This window comes from Streptomyces sp. 6-11-2, from assembly GCF_006540305.1.
Lineage (GTDB): Bacteria > Actinomycetota > Actinomycetes > Streptomycetales > Streptomycetaceae > Streptomyces.
Genome location: NZ_BJOR01000001.1, coordinates 7,682,135 through 7,699,705, shown reverse-complemented (window position 1 = coordinate 7,699,705; position 17,571 = coordinate 7,682,135). Strand labels below are relative to the sequence as shown.

At 69.9% G+C, this 17,571-nt stretch carries 17 protein-coding genes and 1 pseudogene; 8 read left to right on the top strand and 10 right to left on the bottom strand.

The window, feature by feature from the left end; translation table 11 throughout:
- Positions 1–95 precede the first annotated feature (95 nt).
- The 3 genes and pseudogenes from TNCT6_RS34585 (at position 96) to TNCT6_RS41295 (ending at position 3,596) form a co-directional block, all read left to right on the top strand.
- The gene (locus TNCT6_RS34585) at positions 96–2,108 is read left to right on the top strand and encodes a HEAT repeat domain-containing protein (protein ID WP_141365453.1); all 2,013 of its coding nucleotides are present in this window, start codon (positions 96–98) and stop codon (positions 2,106–2,108) included.
- 166 nt (positions 2,109–2,274) lie between these two features.
- Positions 2,275–3,185 (top strand): annotated as a pseudogene (locus TNCT6_RS34580) (ADP-ribosylglycohydrolase family protein); the annotation flags it as partial.
- A 39-nt stretch (positions 3,186–3,224) separates the two neighbouring features.
- A complete protein-coding gene (locus tag TNCT6_RS41295; protein WP_141367095.1) occupies positions 3,225–3,596 on the top strand; it encodes a CPCC family cysteine-rich protein in 372 nt (123 codons plus the stop codon).
- A 507-nt stretch (positions 3,597–4,103) separates the two neighbouring features.
- Here TNCT6_RS41295 and TNCT6_RS34560 read toward each other — a convergent pair.
- The 3 genes from TNCT6_RS34560 to TNCT6_RS34550 are packed head-to-tail and all read right to left on the bottom strand — an operon-like array spanning position 4,104 to position 7,250.
- Positions 4,104–5,348, bottom strand: a complete 1,245-nt coding sequence (locus TNCT6_RS34560; protein ID WP_141365451.1) for an MFS transporter — start codon at positions 5,346–5,348, stop codon at positions 4,104–4,106.
- Positions 5,345–5,806 carry an ArsI/CadI family heavy metal resistance metalloenzyme gene (locus TNCT6_RS34555; protein ID WP_141365449.1) on the bottom strand — a complete coding sequence of 154 codons (462 nt, stop codon included), beginning with the start codon at positions 5,804–5,806 and terminating at the stop codon, positions 5,345–5,347. Before TNCT6_RS34555 ends, TNCT6_RS34560 begins: the two co-directional genes overlap by 4 nt.
- A gap of 22 nt (positions 5,807–5,828) precedes the next feature.
- Positions 5,829–7,250 (bottom strand): NAD(P)-binding domain-containing protein, encoded by a 1,422-nt coding sequence (locus tag TNCT6_RS34550; RefSeq protein ID WP_141365447.1) that lies wholly within the window; start codon positions 7,248–7,250, stop codon positions 5,829–5,831.
- A gap of 474 nt (positions 7,251–7,724) precedes the next feature.
- Between TNCT6_RS34550 and TNCT6_RS34540 the strand changes: the two genes are divergently transcribed.
- Both TNCT6_RS34540 and TNCT6_RS34535 read left to right on the top strand, forming a co-directional pair.
- Complete coding sequence (locus tag TNCT6_RS34540; RefSeq protein ID WP_141365443.1) at positions 7,725–8,102, top strand: helix-turn-helix transcriptional regulator; 378 nt, start codon at positions 7,725–7,727, stop codon at positions 8,100–8,102.
- Between the two features lie 29 nt (positions 8,103–8,131).
- The gene (locus TNCT6_RS34535; RefSeq protein WP_141365441.1) at positions 8,132–8,647 is read left to right on the top strand and encodes a GNAT family N-acetyltransferase; all 516 of its coding nucleotides are present in this window, start codon (positions 8,132–8,134) and stop codon (positions 8,645–8,647) included.
- Positions 8,648–9,237: 590 nt separating this feature from the next.
- On the opposite strand, the gene TNCT6_RS34530 is transcribed toward TNCT6_RS34535, so the two are convergent.
- From TNCT6_RS34530 to TNCT6_RS34520, 3 genes are read right to left on the bottom strand one after another with little or no spacing between them, the layout of a single operon-like run.
- Entirely contained in the window at positions 9,238–10,302 is a 1,065-nt protein-coding gene (locus TNCT6_RS34530; RefSeq protein WP_141365439.1) for an ArsO family NAD(P)H-dependent flavin-containing monooxygenase, read from the bottom strand.
- The gene (arsB, locus tag TNCT6_RS34525; protein ID WP_373996254.1) at positions 10,299–11,405 is read right to left on the bottom strand and encodes an ACR3 family arsenite efflux transporter; all 1,107 of its coding nucleotides are present in this window, start codon (positions 11,403–11,405) and stop codon (positions 10,299–10,301) included. Before arsB ends, TNCT6_RS34530 begins: the two co-directional genes overlap by 4 nt.
- Positions 11,396–11,704, bottom strand: a complete 309-nt coding sequence (locus TNCT6_RS34520) for a helix-turn-helix transcriptional regulator (protein ID WP_141365435.1) — start codon at positions 11,702–11,704, stop codon at positions 11,396–11,398. The genes arsB and TNCT6_RS34520 overlap by 10 nt, the downstream gene beginning before the upstream one ends.
- Before the next feature lie 74 nt (positions 11,705–11,778).
- Between TNCT6_RS34520 and TNCT6_RS34515 the strand changes: the two genes are divergently transcribed.
- Together TNCT6_RS34515 and TNCT6_RS34510 are read left to right on the top strand one after the other, a co-directional pair.
- A complete protein-coding gene (locus TNCT6_RS34515) occupies positions 11,779–12,414 on the top strand; it encodes a low molecular weight phosphatase family protein (protein ID WP_141365433.1) in 636 nt (211 codons plus the stop codon).
- 46 nt (positions 12,415–12,460) lie between these two features.
- Positions 12,461–12,877 (top strand): arsenate reductase ArsC, encoded by a 417-nt coding sequence (locus TNCT6_RS34510; protein ID WP_141365431.1) that lies wholly within the window; start codon positions 12,461–12,463, stop codon positions 12,875–12,877.
- A gap of 381 nt (positions 12,878–13,258) precedes the next feature.
- On the opposite strand, the gene TNCT6_RS34505 is transcribed toward TNCT6_RS34510, so the two are convergent.
- The 3 genes from TNCT6_RS34505 to TNCT6_RS34495 all read right to left on the bottom strand — a co-directional run bounded on the left by TNCT6_RS34505 (position 13,259) and on the right by TNCT6_RS34495 (position 15,718).
- Positions 13,259–13,624: a hypothetical protein gene (locus TNCT6_RS34505; RefSeq protein ID WP_141365429.1), complete on the bottom strand. Its 366-nt coding sequence runs from the start codon at positions 13,622–13,624 to the stop codon at positions 13,259–13,261.
- Between the two features lie 813 nt (positions 13,625–14,437).
- Positions 14,438–14,962, bottom strand: coding sequence for a GNAT family N-acetyltransferase (locus tag TNCT6_RS34500; protein ID WP_141367093.1), 525 nt, complete (start codon positions 14,960–14,962; stop codon positions 14,438–14,440).
- Between the two features lie 327 nt (positions 14,963–15,289).
- Positions 15,290–15,718: a VOC family protein gene (locus TNCT6_RS34495; protein ID WP_141365427.1), complete on the bottom strand. Its 429-nt coding sequence runs from the start codon at positions 15,716–15,718 to the stop codon at positions 15,290–15,292.
- A gap of 506 nt (positions 15,719–16,224) precedes the next feature.
- On the opposite strand from TNCT6_RS34495, the gene TNCT6_RS34490 reads away from it, so the two are divergent.
- Entirely contained in the window at positions 16,225–17,301 is a 1,077-nt protein-coding gene (locus TNCT6_RS34490) for an acyl-CoA desaturase (protein ID WP_141365425.1), read from the top strand.
- 63 nt (positions 17,302–17,364) lie between these two features.
- Here TNCT6_RS34490 and TNCT6_RS34485 read toward each other — a convergent pair whose 3' ends face one another.
- Entirely contained in the window at positions 17,365–17,559 is a 195-nt protein-coding gene (locus tag TNCT6_RS34485; protein WP_141365423.1) for a hypothetical protein, read from the bottom strand.
- Positions 17,560–17,571: the final 12 nt, after the last annotated feature.

Here is a 17,571-nt window from a genome sequence, read left to right as displayed (position 1 = left end):
CGCTCGACCACGATCCGTTCGTGCAGACTACCGCTGCGGACTGTGATCGCTGATCTCGGTGGACTGCTGCGAGGGCGGCCGGGAAGATGGCGCTCATGACGGGCGGGGAAAGTGAACTGCGTGAGCTGCTGGAGCGTGCGGGGCTGGAAGTGGCCGGGCACGGAAGGGTGAACAACGCGCGCCCCGCAGCGGTGGCCTGGCGTCCGGTGGCCTCCGGGAACGCGGTACCGACGGTGGCCGTGCGAAACGACCGGCCGGATCAGGTGGCCGAACTGAACCGGCAGTGGCATCGTCTGGCTGTCGAACACGGCGTGATCGACCACAACGGTGAGTTCCTGATCAACGTCGCCGGGCACGGCTGCCAGTCCCACTGGTGCAGTCACTGGACGCGCGTACGTCTTGCCGAGCAGTGGGACCTGACCGGGGTGCTCGGCCAGCGCCGGGGGCGACCTGAGTTCGTCTCCATGTCGCTGGACGGCGAGAGCGTGCTGGGCGCGACCAGTGAGGAGTACGAGGTCTGGCTGATCGCCGTCGACCGCTTCCACGCGTGGGTCGAGTCCTGGGCTCAGGCTCACGCCCAGGAGACCCCGCAGATGCGCCAGTCCGGGTGGCATGCCGTACTGCGTTGGAAGACCGCGCCACAGCGCCTCCGGTCGGCGTGGCGAGACGGGCTGGCCCGCAACCCAGCCGCACCCGCCTCGGTACTGCGGCGGCTGCTCGATGTCGCAGAAGGCGAACGGCTCCCCGGCGCCGGCTGGCTGATCACCCGTGAATTGCCTGACGAAGTCGTCGAGGCGTGGATCTCCCATCCCGAGCCACGCGTCCGCAAGCAGCTCGCAGAGCGCTGGACACTCACCGCCGAGCAGCGAGAACGGCTCTTCATTGAACCCAGACCCGGGTTGCGATGGATCTTCACCGCCTGTGCGGTGGACGGAAGGTCGCCCCTGACCGAGGCCACGTTCGCGCAACTCGTCGCCGATCCCAACGCGCAGGTGAGAGCCGAGGTCGCACTCCATCGCGATCTGCCCGCCCGGCACCTGGTGACGCTCGCGGCTGATGCGGACCCCGCCGTACGCCGCGCCGCCTGCCGGCGAGCCTGGCCGCACCTGGAACCGGACACCCACACGTCGCTGATGGCTGACCCCGACCCCGAAGTGCGGGCCGAAGCAATCCTGCTCGCCCACACCGCCGCGCCGATGCCGGTCTCGGTGTTTGCGGCTCTGCCCGACGACGAGCAACGCCACCGCGCCGCACGGGAATGCCTGCTCTCCGACGAACTGGGCCACGCTCTCGCGCACAGCCCGGACCGGGAGTTGCGACGCGCGGCCGCCGGCAACCCGGACCTCGCGCCGCACCTGGTCGCTGAACTCGGTCAGGACCTGGACCCGGCCGTCCGGTGGACGGTGTCGGTGCGCCCGGACCTCACCGAGGAGGAACGTGGGCGCGTCCCCGTGGAGATCAGTCCAAAGGCGCGCTGCAATCCGCTCCCGTGGGTGCGGGCTCTGCAGGACGACGAAGAGGCTATCCGCCGCTGCGCCTCCTCCTCCCACCTGCTCGTCCGCCGCAGCGCCGCCTGCGCGAAGAACCTCCCGCCCGACGTCGTCGAACGCCTGGCACGTGACGAGGACTGGGTCGTGCGTCTGTTCCTCGCCGAGAACTGCGCCCAGGCACCCGCCGAGGTTCTGCTCGAGATGTGCCGCACGTGGGACGGCTATTCAGCCGCCCGTTTCCCGGAACACCCCAACTTCCCTCGACAGAACACCCTGCAGTACGCCGACGACCCCGATCCCCGCATGCGCAAGCTCGCCCTCGAAGACCCCACCGCCACGGCGGACCTGGTCGAGAGGTTCAGCCGTGACCCCGACCGCGGCGTGCGCCGGCGGGCCCTTCGCGACCCGCGCCTCACGCCGGCCTCGGTGATCCGTCTCCTCGACGACCCCGACTGCCTCATCAGAGAAGCGGCAGCGCGCGACCCGCACCTGACCACGCGCGCGCTGACCAGCCTGCTCCACGATGCCACCACCGCCATGTCGGCAGCCGCTAACCCGGCCATCCCGGAGCACGTGATGCACCACCTCCTGGAGAGGCAGCCATCAGTCAGGACCTGATCAGCTGGGGGTCGGTCAGCAGGGGCGACGGCGGTGTGCGTGCCTCGACGCGGTCCCTCCGCGGCTTCCACCGGCCCCGACGCGACAGCGCGGGCCCGCCAGTGCAGTTCCTCCACGCGATGAAACCAGTGGCCGGCATGGTCTGGGATTGGCAGGATGCGCGGCAATGGCCTCCCACTCCTACTCCTTCAATAGTCCTCCGATCGATCCCATCGCCACCGCCCGCGACGCCTTGAACGGCCTGGCCGTCGGCGACGCCTTCGGAGCCCAGTTCTTCGTCCCCGACAACCTCCCCACTCTGCGTGACCAGCAACTGCCTGAAGCGCCATGGCCGTGGACCGACGACACGGAAATGGCCTGCTCCATCCACCAACTCGTCATGCAGCGAGGCGAGGTGGACCAAGATGAACTCGCTCGTTCCTTCGCCGAACGGCACGACTTCGACCGCGGCTACGGTCCCGCGATGAACCGCCTGCTGCGCCTGGTCCGCCAGGGCGGCAACTGGCGCGAACTCGCGGCCGGACTGTTCGACGGACAGGGCTCCTGGGGCAACGGGGCAGCGATGCGCGTCGCCCCTCTCGGCGCCCGCTACCCAGGCCACCCGGAACACGCAGCCCGGCAGGCTGCCCTGTCCGCCGAAGTGACCCACACCCACCCCGAAGCCGTCGCCGGGGCCGTCGCGGTCGCCGTCGCCGCCAGCCGCGCCGCGCACCGCCGCACCGAACCCGTGACCGGCGCGGACCTGTTCGCCACCGTTTTGGACCTCGTCCCGCCCAGCCGGGTACGCGACGGCATCATCGAGGCCGGTACGCTCCTGGACCAGCCTCACGTCGAACTCGCCGCCCATCATCTCGGCAACGGACGCCAGGTCAGCGCGTCGACACGGTCCCCTTCACCCTCTGGTGCGCCGCCCGGAATCTGACCGATTACGCGACTGCCCTGTGGGCCACTGCCTCGGCCGGTGGAGACGTCGACACCACGTGCACGATCGTCGGCGGCATCGTCGCCTCCCACGTCGGCGCCGAAGGCATCCCCGTCCCCTGGCGCAACCGCACCGAGACCCTGCCCGCTTGGCTGCAGGGACGCCAGTCCTGGAACACCGCCCACACCACCACGGTGGCCGACCGCCACTCCTGCCCCTGCTGCGGCCACCTCGTCCACGACGACCCGCGCGGCTCGAACGACATCTGCCCGGTGTGCTTCTGGGAGGACGACCTCTCACAACTGCGTTGGCCGACCACGACCGGCGCCAACCGCGTCTCACTGATCGAAGCGCAGCGCAACGTGCAGCGCTTCGGAGCGTGCGACCAGCGCGGCCTGCGCTTCACCCGCCGCCCACTCCCCGACGAACCAATCGACTCCCTTTGGCGACCGATCGACCCGCAGCAGGACTCATTCGAGGACCCCGACGACCCCGCGCCCTGGCCCGACTACCAGCCGGACCTCTACTGGTGGCGGCCGACGTTCTGGCGGCGCGAACCCAGATGACCGGCACGCCGGCCGGCCCGAAAGCCACTGCTCACTTAGCCCTTTCCAACCTGCCTCTGCGATAAGACAGTTGGACTGACAACGTGGCGAAGTTCCTGGTAGATGGGTTTTCGACCAAGAGAACCGTCGCGCCAAGCTCACCGCGGACAAACTCCAGCAGCTCGCCAACCTCGGACTCGACTGGGCGGCGATGTAACGTCGAGGTGGTGCGTCGTTGACCGGATCGTGGAGAGCTTCAACGGCGAAGTCATGAAGCTCTCCGAGCAGATGGAGGTCGGCGGCGTCGGCGGCAAGGGTGCCACCACAGCCGTAACGGACAGGCGCAGCGGGCGGCGGCGCAGCGCGGTGGGCCACCGGCGGTGGGGCGCGGCGAGCGCTTCTTGGGCGGCGCTCCAGGCAGCTTGCGTCTCGTCTGCACCAGGTCGTCGGGGAAGTCGGTGGCCTCCATACCAGCATTGGATTGCTTGTCCGAATTCGCAGCACCGGTTCGACGGGGCCATCCGGGAGTCAGAGTGACTGCCCGCGGCGGGGTGCGGCGACGGCGGCGGCCGTCCACGGTGCAATGAGCGCGGCAATCATGGATGCGGCGGCCAGGAGGCAGAAAAGGAGTCCGTAACCCCCGAGGGGCACAGCGAGGGCTGCGCCGGCGAACGGGGCCAAGGCCGCTGCCGTGGTGGCTGGAGCTGCCAGGAGCGCCGAGAGGTGTCCGTAGTGGGTGGTGCCCCAGCGGTCGGTGATGGCGGTGGCCTGGAGCAGGGTGAGGTTGCCGCGGACCATGCCGGCCATGACCGATACGGCGATGAGCAGCGCGTAGGGACCGGACACAGCAGCGAAGGCGGCGGTGGTGAGGCCGCCGAGCGTGACCAGGATCGTCGTGCGGGCCGTGACAGTGGTGCGCCGTGCGAGGGTGGCGTACAGGGTGCGCCCGAGGGTCTGTCCGGCGCCGCCGAGTCCGAGGGCCCATGCTGCCTGGTTGGTGGTGTACCCGCGTTCCAGGAGCAGCGGGACGAGGGCGACGACGACGGCGTACATCGCGAAGGCCGACAGGGTGAGGGTTGCGGCGAGGAGCAGGAACGGCCGGCTGCGCCCGACCTCGGTGGCGCCTGTGGCCGTGTGGCCGGGGCTGGTTGGGGCGTCGGGCCAGGGTGCGCGCAGTGCCAGGGTGTGGGCGGGGATGGTGACGGCGGCGAGGATGCCGGCGAGCACGAGGTAGGTGTGGCGCCAGGTGAGGTGGTCGGCGAGCAGTGCCGTCAGGGGTGCGAAGACGGTGGACGCGAGGCCGCCGGCGAGGGTCACGGTCGTCAGGGCCCTTACATGGTCGGGGGCCCACCAGCGAGTGAGGGCCGCGAACGCGGGCTGGTAGAAGGTGGCGGCCATCGCGAGTCCGGCCAGCATCCAACCGGCGAAGAAGACCGGCAGGTTGGGGGCAGTTGCCACGATGAGCAGGCTGGTGGTGCCGACGGCGGAGCCTGCGGTCATGACGGCGCGTGGGCCGCGCCGATCGAGGATGCGCCCGATGCGGATTCCGGCGAGCGCGGAGACGACCAGGCCGAGGGAGAACGCCGCGGTGGTCGCCCCGGTCGGCCAACTGGTCGCGGTGGTGATCTGCGGGTTGAGGACGGGGAAGGCGTAGTAGACGATGCCCCAGCTCACGATCTGCGTGGCGCAGAGAGCGGGCAGGGCGGCTCGGGGCCGCGACCGGTCCCCCGATCCGGTCGCGGCCCCGCTCGTGTGGGTGTGGAGAGTGGTCACGAGGCGCAGCAGCTGCCCGAGGCGGCCGGTTCCGTCCTGTCCGCCTCGGCTGGGCCGGCGCAGCAGGTGCTGTTCGGCTGCTTGGCCAGGCTGTCCGCGTCGCCCTTGACGACGTAGATCTCCCAGGGTTCTTGGCCGGGGCCGTGGACCCAGACCTTGTCCTGGAGGGCGTAGCAGCAGGTGGTGTCGTCTTCCACGTCGGTGGCCAGGCCGGCCTGGCTCAGACGGGTGGTGGCGTGGACGGCCTCGGTGCTCTCGACCTCGACGCCCAGGTGGTCCATGCGCGTTGCCTCACCTGCCCTGCCCTCGACGAGGACGAGCTTGAGAGGGGGCTCTGCGATGGCGAAGTTGGCGTAGCCGTCGCGGAGCTTCGTGGGCTCGGTGCCGAACAGTTTGCTGTAGAAGGCGACGGAGGCGTCCAGATCGGGGACCTGGAGGGCGAGTTGTACGTGGGACATGGCGGACCTCCTTGTGTGGGGTTCAGCAGCCGCCGGAGGCAGCCGGGACGCCGATGCCGTTCTGGAGGGTGGCTGGGGCGCCGCAGCAACCGCCGTCCTCGCTGCTTTGCGCGGCGTCGGGGGCGTCGAACAGGCCCGCGCCTCCGCAGACGCCGGTCTCGGGCAGGGTGAGTTCGACGCGGTCGGCGGAGTCGAGGTCGCCGGCGATCGCGGCGGTGACGGAGCGGACCTGCTCGTAGCCGGTCATGGCCAAGAACGTCGGGGCGCGGCCGTAGGACTTCATGCCGACCAGGTAAATGCCATGTTCGGGGTGGGACAGCTCGCGGTGGCCGTGCGGGTAGACAGTGCCGCAAGAGTGCTGGTTGGGGTCGATCAGTGGGGCGAGTTCGACCGGGGCCTGGAGGCGCTCGTCCAGGTTCAGGCGGACCTCGGACAGGAAGGACAGATCGGGCCGGAACCCGGTCAGCACGATCACCTCGTCCACCGGCTGAAGCCGTCGGCCGTCCTCCCCCACCAGCACCAGACGCCCGTCGCTGTCGCGTTCGATCGCCTCGGTGCGAAAGCCCGTGACCGCTTCGGCATAGCCGTCGCCGACGGCGGCCTTCGCCGCCAGGCCCAGGGCTCCGCGGGCGGGCAGTTGGTCGGCTTCTCCGCCGCCGAAGGTGGAGCCGGAGATGCCCCGGCGCAGGATCCACACCGCCTTCGTCCCGGTGCCGTCGTCGGACTTGGCGAGATCGGCGAGGTCGGCGAGCGCGGTGAAGGCGGAGGCTCCAGAGCCAATGACGGCGGTGCGCTTGCCCGCGTACCGGGCGCGGACAGCCGGGTCCTTCAGGTCGGGGACGCGGTAGGTGATGCGGTCGGCGGCGGCCTTCTCGCCGAGCGCGGGCAGTCCGCTGCCGCCCGCCGGGGAGGGGGTGGTCCAGGTGCCGGAGGCGTCGATGACCGCGCGGGCGAACAGCCGCTCCTCGCGGCCGTCGGCGTGGGCGACGTGCACGACGAAGGGCTGGGTCTCGCGGTCGGCATCCACGATCCGGTCGCGGCCGGCCCGGGAAACGCCGGTCACCATCGTGCCGAAGCGGACCTTGTCGCCGAGGGCGTCGGCGAGGGGCTGAAGGTACTGCTCCGCCCAGTCCCCGCCCGAGGGGTAGGTCGTCGGGTCCGGCCTGGTCCAGCCGGTCGGCGCGAGCAGCTTCTCCGCCGCGGGATCGGTGAGCTCCCCCCAGGTGGAGAACAGGCGCATGTGCGACCAGTCGCGCACTGCGGCGCCGGCGGCGGGTCCGGCTTCCAGGACCAGGGGCTCGATGCCCCGGTCGACCAGGTGAGCGGCGGCGGCCAGACCAGCGGGTCCGGCCCCGATCACGACGACGGGCAGCTCGGTGGTGGCGGGCTTCACGGCGACTCCTTGCCTGTTTCGACATCTGTCGATGACTTGCGGGGCAAGCATGGCACCTGTTTCGATAAGCGTCAACATAGACATACGTCGAAATCAGGGTCGTCCGTGGATCGCGCCGACGTGGTGGTCAGTCATCGGAGCAGGGCAGTCGGGGTCGGCTGCCGCCCACGCCTTGCTGCGGGAGGGGCTACAGCCGGTCGTGCGTGTGCGCCAGCCGTCCCAGCGGGGCGACGTCCAGGCCGGTGCGCTCCAGCCAGAAGTGCGGGTCGCGGCTGAGTGTGTGCTGCGCTGCGAGCCTCACCGTGTTGCGGGCTGGCGAGCATGCCTGTTGCGGTGCGGGCGAGCACCGCCACAGGCGTGCCGGGTATGGGCGTTCGCCCGGCTGGAGTGGCAGCGCAGCCCGTCGTCGAACTCGCTGCGCGGAGTGGCCCGGGACGCTGCCCGCGTCGCCCGCCGCCTGGCGCCTGCCTCGCGCGCTCGTGACAGCCCTCGCCCACCTGGTTCGACGTATGTCAACATAGATGCATGTCGAATGCCAAGGTGCTGCCGCTGCTCGAGCCCGCCGACGGCCAGGGCGTGGTTCCGTGCTGCCCGCCGCTGACCGAGCGCCCCATGACCGCCGACGAGGCCGAGAGGGCCGCGCGGATGTTCAAGGCGCTCGGCGACCCGGTGCGCCTGCGGTTGTTCTCCGCCGTGGCCTCTCACGAGGACGGCGAGGCGTGCGTGTGCGACATCTCCGACGTCGGCGTCTCCCAGCCGACCGTCTCCCACCACCTGAAGAAGCTCAAGGAGGCCGGGCTGCTCACCTCCGAGCGGCGCGGCACCTGGGTCTACTACCGCGTGGAGCCGTCCGTACTGGCCGCCATGGGCAAGCTGCTGACCAGCGCCGCCACAGCGGCCTGACCGCTGCACGGCGACGGGAGGACTGCACCATGTCCGTGGGCGCCGGTTCGTCCAGCGCGGCAATCGTGCCGCTGACCGTTGAGCACGCCGAGCAGGTCTTGGCGATCTACGAGGCCGGTATCGACGAGGGCAACGCCACCTTCGAGACGACCGTCCCCAGCTGGGAGGCGTTCGACGCGGGGAGACTGCCCGAGCACCGCTTCGTCGCGCGGGGCGAAGACGGAGGCGTGCTCGGCTGGGTCGCCGCGACCAAGGTCTCCGACCGCTGTGCCTACGCCGGCGTCGTCGAGCACTCCGTCTATGTCCACCCCGCCGCCCGGGGCCGCGGTGTCGCCTTGGCCCTGCTCAAGGCACTGATCGACTCCACCGAGCAGGCCGGGATCTGGACCATCCAGTCCGGGATCTTCCCGGAGAACACCGCGAGCCTCGCCGTTCACCGGCGAGCCGGGTTCCGAGTCATCGGCACGCGGGAGCGGATCGGACGCCACCACGGCCTGTGGCGCGACGTCGTCCTCGTCGAGCGCCGCAGCCCCGCCATCGACTGACCTGGCTCTGCTCGGGCCGGCCGGCAGATTCAGGTCCGGGCCCCGGCTCCCATTCAGCCCTTCTCGTCGGGGGTCAGCTGGTGGTGAGTGTTGGGTGGGGTAGCGGTAGACGTCCTCGGGGTGGATGATTCCCGCCGCGGCCGGGGGCTGAACCGGCCCCTGGCCGCGGGTCAGTCACGGGCGAGGAGCGGGCCGAAGGTCTGCTCGGCCGACCCGGCCGATCGGACCCAGGACATGATGGTCGCTCCCGCAGCACGCTTCGACGGACGCGGACGCCTCGGTGCCGGCGCACGCCTGCCGCAGGGCTTCGACGCGCAGCGCGCCGCCGGGCCGGCCTTCCTCATCGCGGTACAAGCGGCAGGACAGGCTGGCTCGCAGGAGTTCCGGGCATGGCGAAGGGGGCGACGCCATCCACGAGGATGGTCGACGAGCCGGTCATCCCCCACCGGCCGGCCTCGGCCTCCTCGCGCACCTCGACCAGCTCGGTCTTGGGTGAGCTGGCCCGCTGGGCCGCCGTGACCGATCCGGACACCTGCGCGGCCGGGACTTCTGCACGATCCTCGCGCGGCCCTGACCCCCGGTGGGCGGCGTCAGGTGCTCAGCAGCTGCGCAATGTCCCGGGCGGCGTCACGTGCGGGGCGGCCCACGCCGATCAGGGTGGCGGAGGCCGGACCGGTCCAGTCGCCGTACCCGAGAAGGTGCAGGCGCGGCTCCGCGACGGCCCGTGTGCCGGCCGTCGGGATGTGGCCGGGCGGCCCGCGCAGACCCAGTGGGGCAAGGTGGGCGAGGGCAGGTCGGAAGCCGGTGCACCAGATGATCACCTCTGCCTCGGCGCGGCTGCCGTCGGCCCACTGAACGCCGGTGGTGGTGAACCGGGTGAACATCGGCTTCGCGTCGAGGAGTCCGGCGTCGCGGGCGGCACGGACCGGGGGGACGGCGACGATGTCGCCGAGCGCAGCGACACCGCCGGTGTCGCTGCGGCCTGCGTCGAGAGCCCGGCGGCGGGCGGTGGCGACGTCGAACAGGACCCGGCCGTCGATGGTGTCGGCCAGGAACCGGGGCGGCCGCTGGGTCGCCCACGTCACGTCGACGCGCCCGTCCAGGGCGAGGTCGGCGGCGATCTGGGCGCCCGAGTTCCCGCCGCCGACCACGATGACGTTCTGTCCGGTGAAGTCGGCCGGGGAGCGGTAGTTCACCGTGTGCAGCTGCCGTCCGGTGAAGACCCTGCGGCCGGGGACGGCGGGGAGGAAGGGCCGCGACCAGGTGCCGGTCGCGCTGATGACCGCCTTCGTCCGCCAGGTGCCGGAGTCCGCTTCGACCAGGAGCCGGTCGCCGCCACGGCGTACGGCCTCCACACGGGTGCCGTGCAGCGCGGGCAGGGCGTAGCGCTTCTCGTAGTCGGTGAGGTACTCCACCACGTGCCCGGCGTCCGGGTAGGTTTCGCCTGCCTGGGCGGGCATGAGCCGGCCGGGCAGCGAGGAGTGCTCCGCCGGGGAGAACAGGTGCAGCGAGTCCCACATGTGCTGCCAGGCCCCGCCCGGCGCCGCTTCGGCGTCCAGGATGACGAAGTCCGTTTTCTGGCGGCGTAGGTGGTAGCCGGCGGCGAGCCCTGCCTGGCCGCCGCCGACCACCACCACGTCCGCGTGCTGCGTCATGAACCCATCTGCGCCAAGGCGAACTTCCGACGCCAGGCCAGGGAGACGTACACCAGGGCCACGAGGACCGGTACCTCGATGAGTGGGCCGACGACGCCGGACAGAGCCTGGCCGGAGGTGACGCCGAAGGTGGCGATGGCGACCGCGATGGCCAGCTCGAAGTTGTTGCCTGCAGCGGTGAACGCCAGGGTGGCGGTGCGGTCGTAGGCCAGGCCGATCGCCTTGCCCAGGGCGAAGACGCCGAACCACATGACCGCGAAATACACCAGCAGCGGCAGCGCGATACGGGCCACGTCCAGCGGCTGCGAGGTGATCGTCTTTCCTTGCAGGGCGAACAGGATGACGATCGTGAACAGCAGGCCGTACAGCGCCCATGGGCCGATCTTCGGCAGGAAGCCCGTCTCGTACTTCTCGCGGCCGAGCTTCTGCTCGCCGATGCGGCGGGTCAGGAAGCCGGCGAGCAGCGGGATGCCGAGGAAGATGACCACGTTCAGGGCGATCTTCCACATCGAGATGTCCAGGTGCTGGCCGTCGCCCAGGCCGAGCCAGCCGGGCAGCAGGTCGAGGTAGAACCAGCCGAGCAGGCCGAACGCGAGGACCTGGAAGACGGAGTTCAGGGCGACGAGGACGGCGGCTGCTTCGCGGTCGCCGCAGGCGAGGTCGTTCCAGATGATGACCATGGCGATGCAGCGGGCCAGGCCGACGATGATCAGGCCGGTGCGGTACTCGGGCAGATCCGGCAGGAAGATCCACGCCAGCGCGAACATCACCGCTGGGCCGACGATCCAGTTGACGACCAGCGAGGAGACCATCAGCTTCCGGTCGCCGGTGACCGCGTCGAGCTTGTCGTAGCGGACCTTCGCCAGGACCGGATACATCATGACCAGCAGGCCGATCGCGATCGGCAGCGAGATACCGCCGATCTCGACCTTCGCCAGGGCGTCGTTCAGGCCGGGGATCAGGCGCCCGAGCCCGAGGCCGACGGCCATCGCGGCGAGGATCCAGACGGCCAGGTAGCGGTCGAGCGCAGAGAGCTTGGCGACGATCGAGGGCTGCTCGGCCGTCGCGGCGGTCGTGGCGGACTCGGTGGAGGTCACGGGCAGGCCCTCTTGGTCTCGGCGTTGGCGCGGGCGGTTGCGGCGAGGCCGGTGAACTGGCCGGCGAGCGACTCGAGTACCTCGGGCTTGAGACGGTAGTAGGTGAACCGGCCGCACGGCTCGGTCTCCACCACCCCGGCTTCGCGCAGCACCTTCAGGTGGTTGGACAGGTTCGTCTGGCGGGCGCCGGTCTCTTCCACCAGGTGCGTGGTGCACAGCGTCTCGCGGGCCAGCAGGGTCACGATCTGGAGCCTGAGAGGGTCGGCCAGCACCCGGATCAGGTCAGTGTCGACTGACGTCAGCATGGACTGATACTGTCACATCACCCGAGACTGATACCAGTCGGGGCTGACCTATAGGCCCGTCGAAAGGGTCTTCCATGTCCGCCGTTCCCACCCCTGCCCTGCCGGATGAACGCCTGGCCGCCGGCGCAGCCCGGCTCGCGACCCGGCATGCCGGCCGCTTCGGCGTCGAGACCGTGCGGAGCCTGCTCACCGACTCCTACCGGCGCCTCGCCGAGACCGCCTCGGTCACCACGCACCTGGTGGTGCTGGCCGAGCGGCTCACCACCGAACGCCTTGACGCCCTCGCCCACGCCCACGGCGCGCCGGGCTCGGGGCTCCCCCGGGTGTTGTTCGTGTGCAGCCACAACGCCGGCCGTTCCCAGCTCGCCGCCGCGCTGTTGCAGCACCGGGCACCGGGGCAGGTCGCGGTCTCTTCAGGCGGCACTCACCCGGCGCCGGAGATCGAGCCGCACATCGAGCGGGTCCTGAGCGAGGCCGGCGCCGATCCCACTGCCGCGTTCCCCAAGCCGCTGACCGACGAGGTCGTGAGTGCCTCCGACATCGTGATCACCATGGGCTGCGGCGACGCCTGCCCGATCATGCCCGGCCGCCGGTACCTGGACTGGCCCGTGCCGGATCCCGACGGCGCCCCGATCAACGTGGTCCGCGAGATCCGCGACGTCATCAATGCCCGTATCACCGAGCTGCTCGCCAGCCTGCCGAGCACCTGAACCCTCACCGCACCACCTGCCACCGCATCTTGTGAAGGAAGAACCGATGTCCGCTCCGCTCGCCTCCGTGCTGTTCGTCTGCGTCCACAACGCCGGCCGTTCGCAGATGGCCGCCGGATTCCTCAACCACCTCGCGGGCGACCGGATCGAGGTCCGCTCCGCCGGTTCCATCCCGGGCGACCAGGTCAACCCGGCCGCCGTCGAGGCCATGAAGGAAGTCGGCGTCGACATCTCCGCGGCCAAGCCGAAGATCCTCACCACCGAGGCCGTTCAGGCCTCCGACTACGTCATCACCATGGGCTGCGGCGACGCCTGCCCCATCTTCCCCGGCAAGAAGTACCTCGACTGGGCCCTGGAAGACCCCGCGGGCAAGGGCGTCGAGGCCGTCCGCCCCATCCGCGACGAGATCAAGACCCGCATCGAGGCCCTCATCGCCGAGATCGACGCCACGCAGGAGGCGTGACAGCCGTGACGCACCCCGACGACGTGCGCGAGGTCATCGTCATCGGCTCCGGCCCCGCCGGGTACACCGCCGCCCTCTACAGGGCGAGCCGGAGCACGCCGCGGTCCCCGCCTGACAGAGCCCCACAGCGGTGCGGGCCCGACCGGGCAGTCGCCGGTCGGGCCCGCACCGCGTGGGAGCAGTCGCCCCGTCGGACGGCTGGATTGTTGGCCCCATCAGAACGTGGTGCGGGAACCGCACTCGGCTGGCGCACATGGTCGGGGATGAGGCCGCCGTGGCGGTGCCGGAGGTAGGCGAGGGCCTGTACCAAGGAAGCGTTGGCTTCGCTGGTTTCCAGGAGGTTCTGCCTCACTTTCCGTGGAGCGCACACAATGAGTGACGTCAGGCGTGGCAGTGGAGCCGGACGAGGATTGTGTTGCCGGGAAGGTCCGCGAGGTACGCCTCGCTGCCCGGCCACACGGTGGGCGCCGGAGGGTCGTGAGGGCAAAGGTCAGGCTCGCAGAAGGCGTGGACGGCGTTGAAGCAGCCCTCCAACCACCAGCCGTCCAGGGTGAGTACGTCCGTATCCGGCGGGTTTGGCGAAGTGAGGTCACGGATGTACGCGGCACGGGTTCCGTCATAGCTGATGACGGGGTGCTCCAGGGGATCGTCGTCAGGGCCTAGGAAGCCCAGATACCCCATGCCGAGGCTGAATGGGTGATCGAGGTATGCCCCGATCAGCGGCTGGGCCCGGTAAGCGGAGAACATTTCGTCTCCCCGCCGGTCACCGGGGAATGCGTCCGGATCGTTCCGCCAACGGTCCACGAAGACCGCAAGGGGAATGGCCGAAGGGTGTACGGCAGACAGGCTGTGCCACAGGTCCCAGGACGCGGCGACCGCACGCTCGGAAGCAAGGTGCGGCTGCGAGAAATCGAGCAGGGCACGCGGTCCTCCGGCGCAGACGCCCGGGGCACTGGGGCGAGGCGCGCCGTCGTATCCAGGGTCGTCGTGGATGAGCCTCGGATCGTCCATGTATCCGGGGCGATCGCAAAACCCCTGCCGTTGCTGCCGCCGCGGATGCGGCGTTCGTCCCACATGCCACGGTCGGCGGGGTTGTCAGCCGTGTCTAGGCAGAAAGGCGCGAGGGCCTCTGCAAGCGCCCCTTCGATATCACCCGCGGCCTCGGCCGGCAGACAGACCGTCACCCACACGCCAGCCATCCACCCCTCCCTTGCCGTATCGGCGAACAGGATGATTGCACGCGTGCCGGCGGCACGTGGACGCCCTGCGGGAGGTGCAGCCCGAACCCCTGCCGCCGGAGGGCATCAGGGCACTCACAGTGCCCCGCGTCACGGAATGTGTGCCAGAACCTTCCAGGAGGAGCGCTTGTCGACTGATTCGGGGGCAGTTGGTGACCACCCGAGGCCCAGATGTCGATGACAAACGACGGCAGCCTCGTGTCCCGCGACCGGGTGACGGTCGTGGGATCGCCCAGAGGGCTGCCGGACGACGCCGACCATGCACCGCGGCAACCCACGGTGTCCTGCCGCTCCGGTACAACCACGACGGAGCAGGCGTTTCCTATTCCCCTCCGTCCCGTACTGACTTTTCGAGAAGGGTGAACGACTTTGGCGTACCGCCTGGCTGCGGCTTGCCCTCCTTGCGTCCGACAACGTGATAGCCGGCGTTGAGGTAGTACGCATGCAGGCGTGCATTGCCGGCCAGGCAGTCCAGACGTACCAACGGCCTGCCCGCCTCGGCCACGCGGCGCTCCGCGACCCGCAGAAGCTCCCGCCCCGTCCCGCGCGGGACAGTGCCGTGGTCAACCATCAGCCGGTGCACATAGCTGGCCGTCGGCGGCTGCGGCCCCCAGGCGTCCTCGTCCTCCCACCACAGCTCCCAGGCTCCCACCACACGATCGGCAGCCTCCGCGAGCCATAGCTCCCCACTTTGCATGACCCGGCGGAAGTGATCCCCGCCCAGCTCACCAGGCCGCCACTGACCAGTGACGCCCTGGGCCAGCATCCAGCGGGCGGCGTCGTCGCGCAGACGCACTACAGCGGCAAGATCAGCGTCGTGAGCAAGACGGAAGCGTAGATCGTCCACGCTGTGATCTTCGCACAGGTGTCCGCCCCCGTATCGACATGCCGCCACGATGCTCACGCCGGACCGCAGCGTGCATCTGTGCAGTAGCGCCTCCCCGGTGCGGCCGTCCAGGGGCACGGTGTCGGTAATCTGCGGGCGGCCCAGAGTAAGGGCGCCGGTCTTGTCGACCAGCAGGACGTCAGCCGTGGCGAGGGCTTCCAGGTAGCGGCCGCGGTGCTCGGCATCACCCGGCTGCACAACCCCGCCCTTACGGGACGATTCCCGCCCCCTACGAGACCAGAGAGGCCCAAAGGAGGCGGCTTCCCACCTCGCCGGCTCGGAGGATGCTCAGTCGAGGCAGAACTCGTTGCCCTCGATGTCCTGCATCACGATGCACGAATCGTTGCCGTCATACAGGAGTCGCATGCGTACCGCGCCGAGCGGGACCAGTCGTGTGCATTCGGCCTCGAGCGCGGCCAGGCGCTCTTCCCCCACGAGTCCGGTGCCGACTCTCACGTCGAGATGCAGCCGATTCTTGGCGACCTTGCCTTCGGGGACCCGCTGAAAGTACAGTCGCGGGCCGACACCTGAGGGATCACTGCAGGCGAACCATGAACCCTGATCCTCGGGAGCCTGGGAGCGGTTGAAATCGTCCCACGTGGCGAACCCCGCCGGTGGCGGCGGTACGACGTACCCCAACACCTCGCACCAAAAGCGAGCGAGACGCTCAGGTTCCGCGCAGTCGAAGGTGACTTGGAACTGCTTGATCGATGACACAGGCGCACCATAACAGGGAGACCCTGTTGCTCATCTCCCTATTAAAAATCTGCACGTTGACAGGAGGACAGTCCTTGCGAGCTGCTGCTGCTGCGTCTTGCAGTCGCAGGGGTTGACCCGATGTCGATGCCTCCAAAGGATCGCCCGTCGTGCCGGACCAGGCCGTCGGCCACGGTCCTCGCCGCGTTTCCCGAGAGCAGCCTGCCGGCCCGGGGCCGCACCTACGGAGTACTCAAGCGCCCACGGAGCCGGCCCTCGTCGCGTGGCCTGCGCCTCACAGCGCCCATTCCTCGGCCGGCTGGCCGACGAGTCGTTGCTGCCTCCTGTGGAGCAGTTGTGGCTAGGCGAGTCGGTCCGGCACGCGGCTCCGGACGAACCGGCGAATGCCCAGCTCAGGGGGCGTAGGGGTGGGGACAACCCCCTGAGATGGAGGGGGCTCGGCCCCCCACGAGCCCTACGGCTGACAGGCTGGTGGCGGTGGGACGGCCGTAGCCAGACTCGCCTGCATGACGATTTCCTCCGACGCCACGGTCACGACCACCCCGGCCGCCGAGCGGCCCCCAAGACTCCGCCCCGACGCCGGCAGCGACTTCGCCCGGCTGTCGCAGCGCATCACCCAGGCGGGTCTCCTGCGGCGGCGCCCCGGTTACTACACGGTGCGGCTCGGTCTCGTGATCGGGCTGCTGGCGGCGGGCTGGGCGGCCTTCGACGCGCTGGGCGACACGTGGTGGCAGTTGGCGGTCGCCGCCTTCATGGCGCTGATGTTTGGTCAGGTCGCCTTGGTGGCACATGACTTGGCGCACCGGCAGGTGTTCCGGAAGCGCCGCGCGAGCGCGATCTGGGGCCGGCTCTTCGGCAACCTCGGCATCGGCATGAGTTACGGCTGGTGGATGAACAAGCACACCCGCCACCACGCCAACCCCAACCACGAGGAACTCGACCCCGATGTCGCCCCGGACATCCTGGTGTGGTCCACCGAGCAGGCCCGCAACAGCAATGGTCTGGCCCGGTTCATCGGCGGCCACCAGGCGTTCTTGTTCTTCCCCCTGCTGACGCTGGAGGGCTTCAACCTGCATGTGGCGAGCGTGCGGGCGCTGCGCTCGCCGTCGATGAAGGGCCGCCTGCTGGAGGGCACACTGCTTTTCCTGCACATGGCGGCCTACTTGTCCGCGCTGTTCCTGGTGCTCTCCCCCGGCAAGGCCGTGGCGTTCCTCGTCGTGCACCAGTGCCTGTTCGGTGTGTATCTCGGCTGCACGTTCGCCCCGAACCACAAGGGCATGCCCACCTTCACCGGCGACGACCGCCCCGACTTCCTGCGCCGCCAGGTACTCACCTCCCGCAACGTGCGGGGCGGCCGGCTCACCGACGTGATGCTCGGCGGGCTCAACTACCAGATCGAGCATCACCTGTTCCCGAGCATGCCCACGCCTCATCTACGGCGGGCCCAGGTCGTCGTACGCGCGTACTGCGCGGAAAACGACGTGCCGTACCACGAAACCGGCCTGATCCAGTCCTACCGCGAGGCACTCACCCACCTGCACCGAGTGGGCGAGCCCATCAGACGTCAACGCAAAGCGTCATAACGGCAGGACGACACGCGGCGCCGCGGACACGGACACCCGTGTGTCGACCAGGACTGAACCCGCCTACCCGTCGTCAGCACTGCCGCGCCTGCGCCGCCGCAGCGGTGCTGTCACCCACATCGTCAGCCCGACAAGGGACACGATCACCGCCCCTCCGACCACGGTGGGAATAGCCGCCATGAGCAAAAGGGTGAGCAGCACCTCGGCCCACGTCGGATCCTCACCCATCGTGCTCCCACCTTGCGCCATGATCGTCATGACGCCGACGGG

Excerpts from the sequence above, each read along its gene's own strand:
- TNCT6_RS34520 (WP_141365435.1), bottom strand. The coding sequence starts at position 11,704 with ATGCTGACGTCAGTCGACACTGACCTGATCCGGGTGCTGGCCGACCCT.
- TNCT6_RS34585 (WP_141365453.1), top strand. The coding sequence starts at position 96 with ATGACGGGCGGGGAAAGTGAACTGCGTGAGCTGCTGGAGCGTGCGGGG.
- TNCT6_RS34530 (WP_141365439.1), bottom strand. The coding sequence starts at position 10,302 with ATGACGCAGCACGCGGACGTGGTGGTGGTCGGCGGCGGCCAGGCAGGG.
- TNCT6_RS34505 (WP_141365429.1), bottom strand. The coding sequence starts at position 13,624 with ATGTTCTCCGCTTACCGGGCCCAGCCGCTGATCGGGGCATACCTCGAT.
- TNCT6_RS34485 (WP_141365423.1), bottom strand. The coding sequence starts at position 17,559 with ATGACGATCATGGCGCAAGGTGGGAGCACGATGGGTGAGGATCCGACG.
- TNCT6_RS34540 (WP_141365443.1), top strand. The coding sequence starts at position 7,725 with ATGTCGAATGCCAAGGTGCTGCCGCTGCTCGAGCCCGCCGACGGCCAG.
- TNCT6_RS34550 (WP_141365447.1), bottom strand. The coding sequence starts at position 7,250 with ATGCTTGCCCCGCAAGTCATCGACAGATGTCGAAACAGGCAAGGAGTC.
- TNCT6_RS34555 (WP_141365449.1), bottom strand. The coding sequence starts at position 5,806 with ATGTCCCACGTACAACTCGCCCTCCAGGTCCCCGATCTGGACGCCTCC.
- TNCT6_RS34515 (WP_141365433.1), top strand. The coding sequence starts at position 11,779 with ATGTCCGCCGTTCCCACCCCTGCCCTGCCGGATGAACGCCTGGCCGCC.
- TNCT6_RS34510 (WP_141365431.1), top strand. The coding sequence starts at position 12,461 with ATGTCCGCTCCGCTCGCCTCCGTGCTGTTCGTCTGCGTCCACAACGCC.
- TNCT6_RS34535 (WP_141365441.1), top strand. The coding sequence starts at position 8,132 with ATGTCCGTGGGCGCCGGTTCGTCCAGCGCGGCAATCGTGCCGCTGACC.
- TNCT6_RS34490 (WP_141365425.1), top strand. The coding sequence starts at position 16,225 with ATGACGATTTCCTCCGACGCCACGGTCACGACCACCCCGGCCGCCGAG.